This window comes from Rhizobium sp. SSA_523, assembly GCF_030435705.1.
Taxonomy (GTDB): domain Bacteria; phylum Pseudomonadota; class Alphaproteobacteria; order Rhizobiales; family Rhizobiaceae; genus Neorhizobium.
On the sequence record NZ_CP129380.1, the window covers coordinates 183,591 to 201,170 of the forward strand.

Here is a 17,580-nt window from a genome sequence, read left to right on the forward strand (position 1 = left end):
CCGGCGATCTTATGCGGCCTGTTTCATCGACTTTGCCAGGCGTTTAATCGCCTGCTCCAGCGAGCGCTGTCCGTCACAGTAATCCTGCCAGGCGCTCGTCTTCGCCAGCAGTGCCGGCACGGTGCGGATGGTGAAGCGTTTCGGATCGAGATCCGTCTTCACCTGGCTCCAGGTGAGCGGCATTGATACGGTGGCGCCGGGACGGGCACGCGGCGACAGTGGAGCGACGGCAGTCGCCATCCGATCGTTGCGGAGGTAGTCGAGGAAGATCCGGCCGTTGCGCTGGTTCTTGGCCATCTTGATCAGATAAAGCTCAGGGTTCTCGCGGGCCATCTGCAGGCAGACATCGTGGGCAAACCCTTTTGCCTCCGGCCAGGTCAGCTTCTTCCCCTTCGCTACCGCCAGCGGCGTGACGACGTGCAGACCCTTGCCACCGGTGGTCTTGCAAAAGCTGACGAGCCCAACTTCCTCCAGCCGGTCACGCATCTCGCGGGCGGCTTCGACCACGGTGGAGAAGGGGACGTCCGGACCGGGATCAAGGTCGAAGACGAGGCGACCGGGCACTTCCGGTTGGCCGGGTTCGCAATTCCAGGGATGCAGCTCGACGCCGCCGATCTGGGCGATGGCGGCGAGGCCCTCAACCCGATCGATCTGCAGATAGGGTTTCTTGTCGCCGAACACTTTCACCAGTTCGAGCAAGTTCGATGTTCCTGGCATCGCATGCCGCTGGAAGAATTGCTCGCCGCCAATGCCATCCGGCGTTCGGATGATCGAGCATGGCCGCCCCTTGATATGGTCGATCAGCCATGGACCGACGGCTTCATGATAGCGGGCCAGATCTTCCTTGGTAACCGGCTCTCCGTCATTGGCGTCCGGCCAGAGGGGCTTGTCCGGGCTGGAGATCATCACGCCCATCACCTCGGCCTTGGCGTTCTTGCCGCGCGCCGGCCTTGATGGCTTTGTCGCGGCCGGCGTCGGGGTGTCGGTTCTTGCCGGCGATGCCGGATTTTCCGCCTCGACTTCGGCCGCCGGCTTGTCCTCGCGCAATCCCTTGAAGGCCGCCTGACGCACCAACCCATCCGCTGTCCAACCGGCGAACTCAATCTCCGCGACCAGTTCCGGCTTCACCCAGACGACGTTGGGATCGTTTTTCGGCGCCCCAATCCCCGTAAACGGGGACTTGGCCGTTTCCAGCGCGCGCAGTTTGGGAAGCAGCACACCGACCTTACCAGCGCCGTAGCCCGTGCCGACACGGCCGACATAGACAAAATGGCTGCCGCGGTTGACGCCGACCAGCAACGAGCGGAACTTGCCGTTGGTCGTGGCATAGGCACCGATGACGACTTCATGGCCGGCGCGGCATTTGGACTTCGCCCAGGTCTCGGTGCGGCCCGATTGATAAGGGGCGTCCGCCTGCTTCGAGACGATACCTTCCAGCGAGAGCTTGCATGCCGACTTCAGGACGGCGTCGCCACCGGTCTCGAAATGCTCGACGAAACGCAGGCGTGGATCCTCGCCGGCATCATCCAGTAATTTCTGCAGCCGTTCCTTCCGCTCGGTCAGCGGCAGTTGCCGCAGGTCTTCATCGCCCTGAAACAGCAGGTCGAAAGCAAAGTAGACCAGCGCGTCGGTCTTTCCTTCGGAGAGAGCCGCCTGAAGTGCGGCGAAGTCCGGGGCACCGTTTTCGTCGAGGGCGCAGATCTCGCCGTCGATCATGGCATCCGGCAGGTTTGCAAACGATGTCGCGATCGCTGGATATTTTGCCGTCCAGTCCAAGCCCTTTCTGGTCTTGAGCGTCACCTCGCCGTTTTCGATGCGGGCCTGGATGCGATAGCCGTCGAACTTGATCTCGTGGATCCAGCCGTCGGTCGAGGGCGGCCGTTCCAGCGTTGCGCACAGCTGCGGGGCGATGAAGTCGGGCATTGCGGACTTCGTTGGCTTGGCAGCTTTGGCTGGGCCTGATTTCCCTTTCGTTTTGGTTTCGGCTTTGCGTTCGTCCGCAGCAAGGCCGTGGTTGCTGTCCCAGACGGCATCCGCCTGAACGTCGCCGCTCTGGGCCATAAACGGCTTCGGCTTCCGGCCCTTGCCGGCGGCGATCGCCTCCATGGTTCGACCGGAGGCGACCGACGTTGCGTTGTCCTCGAGGACAGCCGCGCCATTTTCCTCGACCGAGAAATCGTCGTGATGCTTGATCAGCAGCCAATTGGTCCGCTTGCCGCCGTCACGGTCGTTGCGCATCCGCACCAGCACGAAGCTACCATGCAGCCGCTCGCCTTCCAGGGTGAATTTGAAATCGCCTTTGGCGAGAGCCTGCTCCGGCGTCTTGCTGCCTTCGGGCTCCCAGTAGCCGCGGTCCCAGAGCATCACCGTGCCGCCGCCATACTGTCCCTTCGGGATAGTGCCCTCGAAATCACCGTAGTCGAGCGGGTGGTCCTCGACCTCGACGGCCAACCGCTTGTCGTGCGGATCGAGCGAAGGCCCCTTCGTCACCGCCCACGACTTGAAGACACCATCGAGTTCGAGCCGCAAATCATAATGCAGCCGCGTGGCATCGTGTTTCTGGATGACGAAGCGCCTGCGGTTCGATGGCTTCAGCTTCGCTGCGCCGCTCGGCTCCTGCGTCTTCTGAAAATCGCGCTTTTGCTTGTATGTCGAGAGCTTGTCGTTGGCCATGGCAGTCCCCGGTACAAATCCGCCTCCTGTCACGTCCGGTTGACACAGTACGCGACTCAAGAGGCAAGAGGCCCCAGATTGTCGTTTTGTTCCATGGAGTTGGCCAAGGAGCGCGTTCGACTCTGAATGACTGACCGGGCCTCGACGGGAGTGATATGCGCTCTTGGCATAACTGCGGTGCATCAAAGTCTATTTAATAGGCGGCTCTAACGCGTATGATGTGTCTATCGAAGCGATGCACCTCCTCCCGCGTCGGTTCGATAGGCAGACGTCCTACTCCTCCTCCCAAGGGCGTTTGCGGGAACAGCAACACTCGTCCTCCCAGTTGCTGTTCGGTTATTTTCGGAAAGCCTGCCGCACCTCCTCCCGCGGCAGGCTTTTTCGTTTGGGCCGCTATCAAGCCGCGGCATGTTTCAGGTCCTTGTGCAAAACGCGGAAAAAAATGAGGCGGTGGAGTCACTTGGCTCCCGCAGCCTAGGCTCCTGATTCGTTTCATCATTTCGCCCGCAGCGCTTTAGCGGAGCCTAAATAAGCTCGATAAGACCGGCTTGACTCCTTCACGGATACGGAACAAAAGAAGAACACCAACAATTTTCCGGGGACATGAAGTCCCGTGCAACGCGAGCTGAGGAGGTCCGTGAACGATGTCGCGCGCCCATAATCCTCGGGTCATCGAGGAGCTGAGAGACCGCATCGCCTACCTGGAGGGCAGTGCGGCGAAGAAAGCCATTGTGCTGCCCTTCGGCGTTCGCGAGATGGACGAGCGATTGCCTGGCGGTGGGCTATCATATGGCGCTCTTCACGAGGTCGCCGGCGGCGGTTCTGGCACTGTGGACGGCGCGGCGGCCGCGTTGTTCGCCGCCGGCATTGCCGCGCGCTCGAAAGGCAAGGTGCTCTGGTGCCTGACGAGACCTGACCTGTTTTTCCCCGCCATCGCCCAGGCCGGCCTACATCCCGACCGCGTGATCTACTGCGAAGGCGACAAGGAGGAGGATGTGCTGGCTTCCATGGAAGAAGGGCTTTCCTTCGGCGGACTGGCGGCCGTGGTCGGGGAGCTGGTGCGATTGCCGATGGTGGCATCCCGGCGGCTGCAGTTGGCTGCCGAAAAGACAGGAACCATGGGGCTCGTTGTCCGCAGGTGGCGGCGGCAGACGGAAGCGTCGGACTTCGGCAATCCGACGGCCTCGACGACACGGTGGAGGGTGAGCGTGCTTCCGTCGGAGGAACTGCCAGTGGCAGGGGTCGGCCGTGCTCGATGGCTGTTGGAATTGATGCGCGTGAAAGCAGGCGAGTGTGCTGAGTTTGAAATAGGAGCCTGTGATGCCAAGGGTCGTGTGTGTCTACTTCCCCACTCTGTCAACAGACCGGATACGGCGACATGGAGGGGGAGCCGTGCCAGCTGATCAGCCGCTCGTCGTCATTTCAAAATCGGGCTCGAAGCGCTGGATCTCGGCGGCGGATACCGCCGCCCGCAAACTCGGCCTCAAGCTCGGCATGCCGGCGAGCAAAGCCCAAGCCATCGTCGCCAATCTAACGATGATCGATGCCGATCCTGCCGCCGACGCCGCTGCCCTTGAGCGCCTCGCGCTGTGGGCGCTGCGGCAATACAGCCCTGTCGTTGCCGTCGACGGCACTGACGGGATCGTCATGGACACGGAAGGCGCCGATCACCTTCAGGGTGGCGAACATCTGCTGATCTCGGGGTTGGTCAACGGCTTGCGAGCACGGGGCCTTACCGCACGTGCCGCCGTTGCCGATACATGGGGAGCAGCGCATGCGATCACCCGCTTGACGTCGGCGGAAACGACGGTTGTTCCAGTCGGCGGTGTTGCGAAAGCGGTGACTGGCTTGCCGATCCACTGTCTGCGTCTTCCACCAGACACCATCCATGGAATGCGGGTGATGGGCGTCGAGACGGTCGGTGAACTCTCCGCAATGCCGCGCGCGCCCGTGACGCTGCGATACGGTCCCGAGGTTGGCCGGCGGCTGGATCAGCTCTTTGGGCGAATGGCGGAACCCATCGAACCGTTGCGCACTCCGGAGCTTGTCGAGGCAGCGAAGAACTTTCAGGAGCCGATCGGCGCGGCGGAGACGATCGCCAAATATGTGCGCCGACTGGTCGCGGAACTCACCGCCAAGCTTGAGACACGCGGGCTCGGCGTCAGGCGTTCTGATCTCGTCATCCATCGTGTCGACAACACCCGCCAGTGCATTCGAGCCGGATTGGCAAAACCGGTGCGTGACCCCGCCCGGCTGTCAAAGCTGCTCTGCGACCGCATCGAAAAGATCGACCCGGGTTTCGGCATCGAACGCCTGGTGCTTGTCGCCATCATGGCAGAGCCACTCGAGGAGCGGCAGGCCGCATCCTCTCTGATCGAAGAAGCCGTGGTTGACGTGACACCGCTTGTCGACATTCTCGGCAACCGCGGTCAGCGTCTATACAGGGTTACGCCCGTTGCCTCCGACGTTCCCGAACGGTCGGTGATGCGCATCGGCCCGACGGCCGACGAAACCGGAGCGACATGGGCTGCCAGATGGCCGAGGCCGTCGCGGTTACTGGCGAACCCGGAACGGATCGACGTCACCGCTCTACTTCCCGACCAGCCGCCGGCCGTCTTCACCTGGCGCGGAAAGCGCCGTCGGGTGAAGCGCGCGGACGGGCCGGAGCGGATATTCGTCGAGTGGTGGCTTCGTCCGAGAGAACACGCTGCTGTGCGGGATTACTTCGTCGTCGAGGACGAGGTGGGTGAACGCTACTGGGTCTACCGCGCCGGCGAAGGGGTGGACGCCGACACCGGCTCGCACCTGTGGTTCCTGCATGGGGTGTTCGGATGAGATATGCCGAGCTTCAGGTCACCACGCATTTCTCGTTTCTACGCGGTGCCAGTTCCGCGGAGGAACTGTTTGCCACCGCGGCCGCGCTTGGCATTGACGCTTTGGGTGTGGTCGATCGCAATTCGCTTGCCGGGATCGTGCGGGCATGGGAGGCGGCAAAGACCACAGGCGTGAGATTGGTCGTCGGCTGTCGACTCGATCTCTCCGACGGTATGTCTATCCTGGTCTACCCCACCGATCGGCCAGCCTATTCGCGGCTGACCCGCCTGCTATCGCTTGGCAAGAGCCGGGGCGGCAAGGGCAAGTGCATCCTCGATCTGTCGGACGTGGAAGCCTATAGCGGCGGCCTGATTGCGATTCTTGTCCCGGATGAGGCAGACGAGACCACTGCAGGTCAGCTCAGGAAAATCGCTGCGATTTTCGGCGACAGGGCCTATGTCTCACTCTGCCTGCGCCGTCGCCCGAACGATCGATTGCGGCTTCACAATCTGTCTAACCTCGCCATTCGCCACAAGGTAAAGACGGTCATCACCAACGACGTTTTGTTTCATGACCCCAGCCGCCGGCAGCTGCAGGACATCGTCACCTGCATCCGCAACCGCACCACGATCGACAGCGTCGGCTTCGATCGCGAGCGGCATGCCGATCGTTTTCTGAAAGCGCCGGAAGAAATGCACCGGCTGTTTTCCGAGTACCCCGAAGCGTTGGCACGAACGCGCGAAATCGTCGACCGCTGTCGTTTCGACATGAGCGAGCTGCAATATCAGTACCCGGAAGAGGCCCTTGTGCTAGGGCTCGATGCGCAGCAGTCACTGACGAAATTCGCCTGGGAGGGCGCTGCAAGCCGATACCCCGAGGGGATCCCCGACAAGGTCCGCAAGGCGATCCTGCATGAGCTCGAACTCATCCGGGTGATGAAATACGCCCCGTACTTCCTGACCGTCTATAGCATCGTCCGGTTTGCACGGTCGAAAGGCATTCTCTGCCAGGGCCGGGGATCGGCGGCCAATTCGGCGGTCTGCTACTGCCTCGGCATCACCAGCATCAACCCGGAAACCGGTGACCTGCTGTTCGAGCGGTTCGTTTCGATGGAGCGGGACGAGCCGCCCGATATCGACGTCGACTTCGAGCATGCCCGCCGCGAGGAGGTCATCCAGTGGATCTACGAGACCTATGGACGGTCCCGCTCGGCGCTCTGTTCCACCGTCACCCGCTACCGGGCCAAGGGCGCGCTGCGTGATGTCGGTAAAGCCTTGGGACTGCCGGAAGACCTGATCACGCAGCTTTCGTCGGGCGTCTGGGGCTGGTCGGAAGGTGTCGGCGAAAAACAGCTCATAGACAACAACATGAATACGGCCGACTACCGCCTGAAGCTGGCGCTGGATCTGTCTGCTCAACTGATGGGAGCGCCCCGGCACCTCGGCCAGCATCCGGGCGGTTTCGTTCTGACCCAGGATCGGCTCGATGATCTGGTGCCGATCGAACCGGCGACCATGAAGGACCGCCAGGTGGTGGAATGGGACAAGGACGACATCGAGGCGCTGAAATTCATGAAGGTCGACGTGCTCGCGCTCGGCATGCTGACCTGCATGGCGAAGTCGTTCGAACTGCTGCGGGATCATAAGAATATCCCCATGGGCTTGGCGGATATCGAGCAGGAGGACCCGGCCACCTACGCGATGATCCGCAAGGCCGATACGCTCGGCACGTTCCAGATCGAAAGCCGCGCCCAGATGGCGATGCTGCCCCGCCTGAAACCTCGGACGTTTTATGATCTCGTCGTGCAGGTGGCCATCGTTCGGCCGGGACCCATCCAGGGGGATATGGTGCATCCGTATTTGAGGCGGCGCGAAGGCAAGGAGAAGGTAGAGTACCCGACGCCCGAGCTTGAGGCCGTCCTTGGCAAGACGCTCGGCGTACCGCTGTTTCAGGAGAGCGCAATGAAGGTCGCAATGACCTGCGCCGGATTCACGGCAGGCGAGGCCGACCAGCTCAGGCGCGCGATGGCGACGTTCAAGTTCACGGGCGGGGTGTCGAAGTTCAAGGACAAGCTCGTCGAGGGCATGGTCAAGAACGGCTACACCCGCGAATTCGCGGAAAAAACATTCACGCAGCTCGAAGGCTTTGGCTCCTATGGCTTTCCGGAAAGCCACGCCGCAAGCTTTGCGCTGATCGCCTATGCGAGCTCTTGGGTGAAATGTCATCACCCCGATGTCTTTTGTGCTGCGTTGCTCAATAGCCAGCCGATGGGTTTCTACAGTGTTGCGCAGATCGTCCAGGATGCTCGAAACCATGGTGTGGAAGTCCGACCCGTCTGTGTGAACCGCTCGCGTTGGGACTGCACGATGGAGCGGATCGGCAATTCCGACCGGTTTGCTGTTCGTCTCGGCATGCGCGTCGTCAAGGGCCTGCCGACCAACGACGCCGCACGCATTATCCTGGCGCGAGCCGAACAGCCGTTCGTCTCGGCCGATGACATGTGGCGGCGTTCCGGCGTATCTCCGTCTTCGTTGGTCAAGCTGGCCGAAGCTGATGCTTTTCTGCCGTCGCTGCAATTGGAACGGCGGCAGGCTCTTTGGGATATCAAGGCGCTTCGGGATGAACCCCTGGAACTCTGGGCGGCCGCCGCTGAGCGCGAAGCCAAGGTGATCGCCGAGATGCAGGAGCCTGAAGTAGCGTTGAAGTCGATGACCGAGGGCAGGAAAGTGGTCGAGGACTACTCACACACCGGTCTCACCCTGCGAGCCCACCCGGTATCGTTTCTCCGAAAGGATCTCGACCGCAAGGGGATCGTCACCTGCGCTGAGGCGATGGGACAACGTGATGGGAGATGGCTTTGGACGGCCGGCCTTGTTCTCGTGCGACAGCGGCCGGGATCGGCGAAGGGCGTCATGTTCCTCACGCTGGAAGACGAGACGGGCATCGTCAATGCCGTCGTCTGGCCATCGTTGTTCGAACGTCAGCGGCGGGTCCTAATGACGGCGAGCATGATGGCCATCAACGGACGCATTCAACGGGAAGGCGAGGTTGTTCACCTTGTTGCCCAGCGCCTGTTCGATTTCTCCTCCGACCTGGCAAGCGTGGGGAACCGCGACGGCGGCCTCGGCGACTTTCCGCTTCCCCATGGTCGTGGCGATCAGGTCAAGCACGGAGGAGGACCGGATCCACGGGACAATCCCAAGCCCGTCGTGCAAGCGCGCGAGATCTATATCCCCGATCTCCATATCGATAATCTAAAAATCAAATCCAGAAACTTCCACTGAGGAGACCTGTGTGTCGCGCCTGTTTGCAGTCACCAAAAGCCTGGACGAGATTGTTGCCCATTTCGCGGTCGACATGGCGCCGGCTATTGAGGTGCCGAGCGAAACTGTCGAAGGCACTCCCGGACTAATCGTCCTTGAGAAAGATGGGTTAAGGCTGTTGAAGTCGATCCCTTGGGGCTTTCCGCGGCAAACTCGTGACATGCGGCGTGAGGGCGAGCCCCCGAGCCGAATAGGCCTCGTTGCCGATCTCACCAATCCGCTCTGGGATCGAATCGTCGTCGATCCAAGATACCGGTGCCTCATACCCTTGACGCATTTTGCAAATCCCGACGGTGTCAAAGGGTCAAAAACCCGATCGTGGTTTTCGAGGAACCGGCAGCCTCTGATGGCCTGGGCGGGTTTCTGCAAGAACACCCCGGACTTCGGCCCCGTGTTCGCCGGCATGACCATGACCGCCAACGAGAAGATCAGGCCGTTCAATGACCGGATGCCGGTTTTGCTCAATCCGGACGAATACGACCGCTGGCTTCATGGTTCGATCGAGGACGTCATCGCCTTCCAGTTCCGCGAGCCGCCGCCATCTGATGACTTGGAAATTTTGCATACGCGTGACCGCTGGCAAAGCGGCGTATCACCCTCCAAAGCTTCACCCCGCCGAGACAAGATGCTTATGTAACCAAGGTCTCCACCTGGTCTGCCCCCTGAAAAGTGATCCTTCTTGAAGTATGGCTATTGAGCCGAGGAAGGACATTGAAATGGCAGGGAAAAGACACAAGGCAGAAGAGATCGTCACGAAGCTCCGTCAGGTTGACGTGTTGAATGCGCAGGGAAAATCGATGGCGGAGGCGATCCGGTCGATAGGCGTGACGGAAGTTACATACTACCGGTGGCGGTCTGAATACGGCGGCTTGAAGGGTGACCAGGTGAAGCGGTTGAGAGAGCTGGAGGCCGAGAATGCCCGGCTCCGGCGTGCCGTTTCCGATCTCACGCTGGACAAGATGATCCTTGCCGAGGCCGCCAAGGGAAACTTCTAAGCCCCGCCCGCCGCCGCGCCTGCGTGGATCATGTCATCGAGGAACTGGGCGTGTCCGAGAGACGGGCCTGCCGAGTTCTCGGTCAGCATCGTTCGACGCAGCGCAAGATCGCCAAGACCCCGGATGACGAAGCAGCGTTGACCGCCGACATCACGGCGCTCGCTCTCCAGTATGGCCGCTATGGTTATCGTCGCATCACTGCGATGCTGCACCAGGCTGGCTGGATCGTGAACGTCAAGCGGGTCGAACGCATCTGGCGGCGGGAGGGGCTGAAGGAGCCGCACAGGCAACCCAAACGCGGTCGGCTGTGGTTGAACGACAGCTCGTGTGTCCGGCTTCGGCCGGAATATCCAAACCATGTCTGGTCCTACGACTTCGTCGAGGATCGCACACACAATGGCAGGAAAATCCGCATGCTCAATGTGATCGACGAGTTCACGCGCGAATGCATTGCCATCAGGGTCGAGAGAAAGCTGAAGGCCGTCGATGTCATCGACGTTCTTTCCGACCTGTTCATCCTGCGCGGCGTCGCGACGCATATTCGGTCCGACAACGTCCTAGCTTGGGAACAAAACGCAGTTCGGGGCGTCAGGTCACGGGGCATCCGAGCGACCGGATACCCTTAAAATAGTTGCCCAGGCGGGCTCCGCCGTCAAGATGTGGTCTCTTCCATAGCAAATACAGGGTCGGTCTTGTTGCCGCCCTCACCGTCCTTAAGACGAGATCCTAAATCCCAAGCGGAAGGCCCGAACATTATCTACGAGGTCAGGAACCTGCCTCCACGGCTCTACAGAGAGGGGTCCTTCCGCCTGGGCTCGTCCCTTCAAAGAAGGGGCGATAGGGTTCGCCGGATTTGATCACGGCGTGAACGGTGCGGGCCATCTTCGCGGCGATGGCCGTATAAGCCTTGCGGCGTAAATCCGGGTTGTGGCGATCCTGAGCGATGTAGCGCTCGAATTTGTCCCGGAAGCTGTTGGCCTTCTTCAGGACCGCAGTCTGCCCTGCCAGCCACAAAGTGCGGCGCAAGCGGGCATTACCATATTTGGAAATCTTGCTTCGACCACGAAACATACCGGACTGGACGGTGGCCAGGTCCATGCCACAGAACTTCAGAAACTGACGATGGTGACGGAACCGGCGCAGATCGCCCGTCTCGGCTAGGATGGTGAGCGCATTGATTGGGCCGATGCCAGGGATGGTGCGCAGCAACTGATAATCGGGTCGATGACCGAGCAGTTCGACAGCACGATCTTCGATGGAATTACGCTGACGGATCAGGCTTCTCCCCTCGGCCAGCATCATGCGGAACATACGGATTGCGTCTGAATCCGGCGACACAGGCAACCCGGCAGACACTTTCGCTGTCTCGTAAATATCTGATAACATGAGTGACTTCTCCACCTTGCGTCCAACCACATCCCAAGCGGACTGGATAAACTGCTCCTTGGTCATGGCGCTGATCATGTGCGGAGAAGGGAACATCTCGAGAAACGCCAGGAACCAATCTGTTCGTGAGCTGCGATGGAACCGGTCGGCTTCCGGGAAATAGAGTGGCAGGTAGTGGGTCAGGATGCGGTGCCATAGTTCGGTCTTTGCTCGTGACACGGCGTCGTGTGTCTTGGACAATTCCTGTATGTCGTTGGTGCCGGCCACCATCGGATCCTGGAAGATCTGCACTGCGCCGATCTGCAGCATGTGCAAAATGACCTGGGCATCTTTCGGGTCGTTCTTGTCCCAACTGTTGTGCAGGGCTTCACGTGTACGGGCTAGAGCAATCGAGGACACGAGCTTCAGGTCGAACCCGGCAATACCGAGGTGATACATCAGGACGCGATGATAGTTGCCGGTCGCCTCAAAGCCGACCCGGACGGGCATGTTGTATTCCCGCAAGATCCCAATCAGCCGTTGGAAGTCATCGGTGCTATTGGTGATCGTCAGGCGCCGTCGACGCATCTTGCCCGGAACCGCGATCAGTATCTCGTGCCGGTGTTTGGAAATGTCGATGCCTACCAGAACACGGGCATCCAAAGTATGCTCAACCTTGGCCATAGCCGGTCTCCTCTGTGGTGTGGTTCGCAAAACCACCATAGAGACCTGAGACCCGGTTATGGCCACCTGCTGCGCAAATTGGGGCTGCGCAGGCGGCCATAACCTTCAATTGCACGTTATTCCCAACATGCTACGGGCCGGAGTTCATCGCCAAGGCATTGCGGGAATGGATCGCGGCGGTGGGTGCCAAGACCGCCTACATCATGCCGGGCAGTCCGTGGGAAAACGGCTATTGCGAGAGCTTCAATTCGAAGCTCCGTGACGAACTGCTCAACGGTGAAATCTTCTACACGCTCAAGGAGGCAAAGATCGTCATCGAAAACTGGCGACGTCACTACAACACCGTGCGGCCGCACTCATCGCTGGGCTACAGGCCACCGTCTCCCGAAGCCTCTGTTTGGCCTCGCCAAAACGGACCGGCATCAACGCCAGCGGTGGCCAGCAGGCCAAGCATGCACTAACATTCCAACCGGATCACCCCATGGGGGCAGGCCATTCGGCGACGCCAAGATGACAACCGCGCTGCTCGACCGGCTCACTCATCATTGCCACATCCTCGAAACCGGAAACGATAGCTTTCGCTTCAAAAACAGCTCCGCCCACGAACCAAAAAATACAAAGGAGAAAAACAGCGACTTGACCAAATCACAAGACCCGAAACATATCTAAAAGGCGGGTCAAATCTCGGTGGAAATACCGGGGGTGCGGACGAAAACTTGGACCACCAAGGAGGTAGTTCATGTATTCCCACGCAGACAGACTTCGAGCGGTCGAGCTGTATCTCAGGCTGGGCAAGCGACTGAACGCGACCATTCGCCAGCTGGGATATCCGACCAAGAATGCCCTGAAGGGCTGGTACCGGGAGTACGTCGAGAACCGCGACTTGCGTGTTCAGGCGGTGGCTCGAGCACCGAAATTCTCGGAGGCCCAAAAGCAGGCCGCACTCGAGCACTTTCGCACCCATGATCGTTGCATCTCCGCGACGATGAGGGCGCTCGGCTATCCTGGAAGAGGAACACTGACCGCTTGGGTTCGTGAGGCGTTTCCGGAGACGCGAACATCGATGGTCGGTCGGTCATGGCATCCGGGCTATAGCGAGGGTGTGCGGCAAGCTGGTGTCGTCGGGCTATGCGGTGGAGATGAAACTGCTCAACAGGTAGCTGACCGGCTGGGCGTCTCAAGGCCGACCTTGTACAGCTGGAAGAACCAGCTTCTCGGTCATGAGGCCCCATCATCCATGAAACGCCGCAAAGCAAACTCCAAGGTGGCTGAACGTGAAGAGCTCGAGCGAGAGCTTGAAGTCCTCCAGCGTGATGTCCGCCAGTTGCAACTCGAACATGATCTCCTGAAGAAGGCTAATGAACTCCTAAAAAAAGGCCTGGGCGTCGATCTGCAGATCCTGAGTAATCGGGAGAAGACACAGCTGGTTGACGCCCTTAAAGAAGTTTATCGCTTGCCAGAACTGCTGACCCAGCTTCGAATTGCGCGAAGCTCCTACTTCTACCATCGTGCCCGCATGTGTCTGGCAGACAAGTATGCCGCCATTCGTCACAGCCTTGCGGAAATCTTCGAAGCAAACCGTCGCTGCTACGGCTATCGCCGATTGCAGGCGTCGCTGGCCAGGCAGAACGTGACAATCTCGGAAAAGGTTGTGCAGCGTTTGATGAAGCAAGAGCAGTTGGTCGTCGCCAGGCCGCGTCGACGGCGGTTTGGATCATATCTGGGAGAAATCAGCCCGGCGCCCGAGAACCTGATCAATCGCGACTTCCATGCAAAAGCGCCGAACGTAAAATGGCTGACGGATATCACCGAGTTCCAGATCCCGGCCGGGAAGGTGTGCCTCTCGCCCATCATCGACTGCTTCGACGGCATGGTAATCAGTTCGCGATTGGAACGCAACCAGATGCGGGTCTCGTCAATACCATGCTGGATGCAGCCATCAGGACCGTGACCAACAGGGAGGACCGGCCAATCATACATTCCGATCGCGGAGCTCATTATCGTTGGCCCGGCTGGCTAACACGGATCAGCAACGCGCAGATGGTTCGCTCAATGTCCCGGAAGGGCTGCTCACAAGACAACGCTGCATGCGAAGGCTTCTTCGGCCGGTTGAAAACGGAACTCTTCTATCCACGAGATTGGAAAACCATCACGATCGAACAGTTCGTCACCGAGGTGGATGCTTACATCCGCTGGTACAACGAGAAGCGCATCAAGATATCGCTAGGCTCGCTCAGCCCGGTCGAGTATCGTCAGAGCCTCGGCCTGAACTTATGAAGCAGTCCAACTTTTTATCCGCACCCCCACCGGGTCACTTCTCAGTGAAAATCAACGACCGTCACTTAGATCAGAAGACCAATCTCCCGCTTCTGCAACGTGCAGACCATGAAAATTGGAATGATAAAATTGGTGACGAAGATCTGGAGCTGTCCAGCGCCCTATCCGCAGCAGTTCACGCCCAGAGATATCCGTGAACCGTCGCGGAAGGCGTTTTGATCGGCTGCGTTCCTTCTCAGAAATCGTTAGTTCCTATAGTGTCCACTTCAGGCAATCATCACGTGCGTCGCAGAGGGTTGGGGAGTCTGTCGAATAGTCGGATCAACAAAATGAAAATGAAGAAATCGAACGTCGATTACCCGATAGATGCGCATGTGCTTGCCGAAACTCTCCGCCACACGCTCGGCAGCTTCATTCGAGGCATAAGATCCGGGGCACAGACACCGACAACCTCGCAGTCTGAAACACTTTCGCTCTTGGATCGGGAGGGGCCACTGAGCGTTGCGCAACTGGCCGACTTTCGTAACGTCCGCCACCAAAGCATGCGGCTGGTTGTCGGTCAGCTAGTCACGGAGAGCCTAGTCGGTAAGATGCCCAATCCGGCGGACCGGCGCAGCGAGCTTCTTTTCCTGACTGAGCAGGGGCGCGCGCGACTATCCCGCGCCCGTCAAGCCCGAACGGCGCAGATCGCCGAACGGATCGAGGAGCGTCTATCTGAAGAGGACAGGCAAACGCTCGACGCGGCCATCCGTATCATCGAGCGGCTGTGCTAACGGGACCGATCAACCTTTGGACAGGGTGGCGATCACGTTCGACAGTGTGTTCAAGCCCCAATGCTCCGCATATCTGCCGCCTTCAATGCGCACGATGTCGATGACGCTGATAGTCAGCTCTCGTCCTGTCGCCGGAACGCCGAGCAGAGTGCCAGAGTGAATTCCGCTAATGGTCTTTCGGGTGGTGACCTTGTCTGCCTCGGCAATCTGCTCATGGATCACGACCTTCAGGTTCGACAACGCAGGACGCAACACCTTCTCAAACGTGTTCCACATGCTCTCAGGACCCTGCGGCATGCCTGGGGGAGCGGCGTGATTTATGAAGTCAGGAGACATCAGGGCGTGAAATGCCGCCTCGCTTCCATTTTGGATCACTTCGATGTTGAAGCGGCGAACCACTTCCTTGTTTTCATCAGACATTGTCGACCTCCAAGGTTCCGCATTATATACAGCTTGACTGTATATAATGCGGATAGGCCATTTAGGCGCCGTTTGCAATCAGGATCCTGGCTGGAGCATGCCAGACTTCAGACGTCGCTTACTGCATGTGCTGATTGAACCATTCGATCATGCGGTCGGGCTGCCGCTGGAAGTATAGGTAGCCGTCCCAGCGTGACGAAGTTCCCTCAATCCATATCAGTTCCTTCTCCGGAATGGGGATGTTGTCAAACATGCCCTGGATGTCGGCCGGCCTTGTCAAGGCGTCGTCCTTCACCTGATAGAGAAGTGTTGGGATACGGACGTGTTTTGCGAATGGTACCGGAGACATCTCGTCCAGCCTGAAGCTGTTGATCGCCATCAGCTCCTGCTCAACGATCCCAATGTGCTCATCCAGTCCCATCGCTGCAAGAAGCTGTTCGATGGCCACGCGTACGGACAGAGGCTGTGGGGCCACCATGCAGCGAATTCCTTCAAACGTATCAGGAGACTCTGCCATGGCGTAGATCGTTGCATTGCAACCTTGGCAGCGACTGAACAGCCCAATGGTCATACCTTTGAGTCGTGCATCCGTTCGGGCATACTGGATCGATCCCAAAACATCTCGCGCTTCGAGACGGCCTCCGCTGCTGATGCCACCATTGGCGCTGCCGCTCTGTCCGAGATTTCGCATGTCATAGGCGAGCACGTTATATCCTTCGTCGTGCAGGATCTTGTAGTCCGGGACGTAGTTTACCTCGAATGCGTTGAGAGGGCCGCCGATCGATTTCCAAGGTTCGAGGTGGGCAGGCAGACCATAGCGGTTGAACCAAAGGGGGTGATTGGCGATGATGAGTTTGTCTGATCCCTCGCATGGGATGAACCAGGCCTCAAGCGGCACTCCGTCAAGCGAGAGAAAGGAAACCCTGTCATACTTGAGACCATAGTCCTCTGGGCTCTTGAGCAGGGGTGCACGGATCGGGTAGCCGATCTGTGCGGCAATTCCTTTGAGAATTTTTGGTGTTTCGTCCGAAGCGGGGGTTTCAACAACATGGGTCATGGTGTTCATCTCCTTCAGTGGTAACACCGACGGATGTGGGGGCATGTGGAAGCACCTATGAGCCAGATCCTGCCATCGTCTTGCCCGATCCTGCCAATTCTGCCGTTGTTATTCATCTTCCGTGATTAGTCATCGCTATGAGCCTACCAGAACTGCGCAATTTAACTGACCGGCTAAGCAAAAACGCGGTATTCCCGAACCTCATCCCGAACCTCGCTCTTCGCAGGGCCGAGCGAACGACCGGTTACGAGGCGCTGATGTATGAGCCGATGATCTATTTCGTGCTTCAGGGAGAAAAGCAGCTCTCTATTGGCCGCAAAACGCTCACCTATGGCGCAGCGCACTTTCTCATTCTGTCGGTGGACGTCCCGGTGAATGCTCGGGTTTTGCAGGCGTCGAATGAAGAGCCCTTTCTTGGGATCGAGATCAGGCTGTCACCAGACCTCGCCCGTGAAGGCCCCCTTGAGATGCGTCCCGCGTTACCGGTGGAAGCGGACCCTGCCTTCGCCGTGGGCTCCCTGTCAGGGGCGAGTGTCGATGTCCTGACGCGTCTGACCGCTTTGATGGACACGCCGGCAGATGCAACGCATCTTGCCCCTCTGTACACCCGGGAACTGCTATATCGCATAGGCCAAGGTCCGCAGGGCCATCTTCTGCGAGATGCGCTGCGTATAGGCGGCCAGACTGTGCAGGTTCAGCGTGCCATCGACTGGATCAAGGCCAACTTCCGTGAAAAGATAAGCATCGATAGAATGGCAGATATTGCGGGTATGGGAGTTACGACATTTCACAGGCGCTTCAAAGCCGTGACCAATCTCAGTCCCGGCGCCTACCACAAGATGGTCCGGCTTCACGAGGCACGCAGGCTCCTTCTTGATGCGCGGACAGTCTCAAGCGTCGCCTTTGCGGTTGGCTATGAAAGTGCTTCGCAGTTCAGCCGCGAATACGCAGCCTTGTTCGGCGCACCTCCGCGCAAGCACAAGCCTTTGAATAACGCGGACCGAAAGTAGGTGGATCGATGCCGTCGTCCGGATCGACAGCTTCTAACCAGCGCCAGAACTGAACTCAGTCTCTTTAAGATCATCTCTCCAGTGTACAACCTCCAACCGACGAAGCGGAGACTACGAAGTCCATAACGTGCGCCTAGTGTTGATTTCCACTGAGAGCTGACCCGGCGCAGCCCGATATTTCCATTGAGA

The 17,580-nt window shown here is 59.2% G+C and carries 11 protein-coding genes and 3 pseudogenes; 10 read left to right on the forward strand and 4 right to left on the reverse strand.

Annotation, left to right across the window (positions count from 1 at the left end):
• Positions 1-9: 9 nt before the first annotated feature.
• Entirely contained in the window at positions 10-2,673 is a 2,664-nt protein-coding gene (ligD, locus tag QTJ18_RS01205; RefSeq protein ID WP_252755517.1) for a DNA ligase D, read from the reverse strand.
• A gap of 644 nt (positions 2,674-3,317) precedes the next feature.
• Here ligD and QTJ18_RS01210 point away from each other — a divergent pair.
• The 5 genes and pseudogenes from QTJ18_RS01210 to QTJ18_RS01230 all read left to right on the forward strand — a co-directional run.
• A complete protein-coding gene (locus QTJ18_RS01210) occupies positions 3,318-4,076 on the forward strand; it encodes an ImuA family protein (RefSeq protein ID WP_252755516.1) in 759 nt (252 codons plus the stop codon).
• The gene (locus tag QTJ18_RS01215; RefSeq protein ID WP_252755515.1) at positions 3,994-5,508 is read left to right on the forward strand and encodes a Y-family DNA polymerase; all 1,515 of its coding nucleotides are present in this window, start codon (positions 3,994-3,996) and stop codon (positions 5,506-5,508) included. The genes QTJ18_RS01210 and QTJ18_RS01215 overlap by 83 nt, the downstream gene beginning before the upstream one ends.
• Entirely contained in the window at positions 5,505-8,771 is a 3,267-nt protein-coding gene (locus tag QTJ18_RS01220; RefSeq protein ID WP_252755514.1) for an error-prone DNA polymerase, read from the forward strand. Before QTJ18_RS01215 ends, QTJ18_RS01220 begins: the two co-directional genes overlap by 4 nt.
• 10 nt (positions 8,772-8,781) lie before the next feature.
• Positions 8,782-9,447, forward strand: coding sequence for an SOS response-associated peptidase family protein (locus QTJ18_RS01225; protein WP_252755513.1), 666 nt, complete (start codon positions 8,782-8,784; stop codon positions 9,445-9,447).
• A 79-nt stretch (positions 9,448-9,526) separates the two neighbouring features.
• Positions 9,527-10,359, forward strand: a pseudogene (locus tag QTJ18_RS01230) (IS3 family transposase); the annotation flags it as partial.
• Between the two features lie 211 nt (positions 10,360-10,570).
• Here the strand turns inward: QTJ18_RS01230 and QTJ18_RS01235 are convergent.
• Complete coding sequence (locus tag QTJ18_RS01235) at positions 10,571-11,854, reverse strand: IS110 family RNA-guided transposase (RefSeq protein ID WP_252755603.1); 1,284 nt, start codon at positions 11,852-11,854, stop codon at positions 10,571-10,573.
• A 134-nt stretch (positions 11,855-11,988) separates the two neighbouring features.
• Between QTJ18_RS01235 and QTJ18_RS01240 the strand changes: the two are divergent.
• The 4 genes and pseudogenes from QTJ18_RS01240 to QTJ18_RS01255 form a co-directional block, all read left to right on the forward strand.
• Positions 11,989-12,315: pseudogene (locus QTJ18_RS01240) on the forward strand (integrase core domain-containing protein); the annotation flags it as partial.
• A 34-nt stretch (positions 12,316-12,349) separates the two neighbouring features.
• Positions 12,350-12,523, forward strand: a pseudogene (locus tag QTJ18_RS01245) (ATP-binding protein); the annotation flags it as partial.
• A 70-nt stretch (positions 12,524-12,593) separates the two neighbouring features.
• Positions 12,594-14,131 (forward strand): IS3 family transposase gene (locus QTJ18_RS01250; RefSeq protein ID WP_301557736.1). Its coding sequence is split into 2 segments (ribosomal slippage): positions 12,594-13,737 and positions 13,737-14,131, totalling 1,539 coding nucleotides; the frame shifts between segments, so codons are not numbered across the junction.
• Between the two features lie 329 nt (positions 14,132-14,460).
• Positions 14,461-14,904, forward strand: coding sequence for a MarR family winged helix-turn-helix transcriptional regulator (locus QTJ18_RS01255; RefSeq protein ID WP_252755596.1), 444 nt, complete (start codon positions 14,461-14,463; stop codon positions 14,902-14,904).
• Between the two features lie 9 nt (positions 14,905-14,913).
• Here the strand turns inward: QTJ18_RS01255 and QTJ18_RS01260 are convergent, their stop codons facing one another.
• Positions 14,914-15,324 (reverse strand): ester cyclase, encoded by a 411-nt coding sequence (locus QTJ18_RS01260; RefSeq protein ID WP_252755595.1) that lies wholly within the window; start codon positions 15,322-15,324, stop codon positions 14,914-14,916.
• A 118-nt stretch (positions 15,325-15,442) separates the two neighbouring features.
• Positions 15,443-16,381, reverse strand: a complete 939-nt coding sequence (locus QTJ18_RS01265) for an alpha/beta hydrolase family protein (RefSeq protein WP_252755594.1) — start codon at positions 16,379-16,381, stop codon at positions 15,443-15,445.
• Between the two features lie 137 nt (positions 16,382-16,518).
• Here QTJ18_RS01265 and QTJ18_RS01270 point away from each other — a divergent pair, with 137 nt between their 5' ends.
• Positions 16,519-17,391: an AraC family transcriptional regulator gene (locus QTJ18_RS01270; protein ID WP_252755593.1), complete on the forward strand. Its 873-nt coding sequence runs from the start codon at positions 16,519-16,521 to the stop codon at positions 17,389-17,391.
• Positions 17,392-17,580 lie beyond the last annotated feature (189 nt).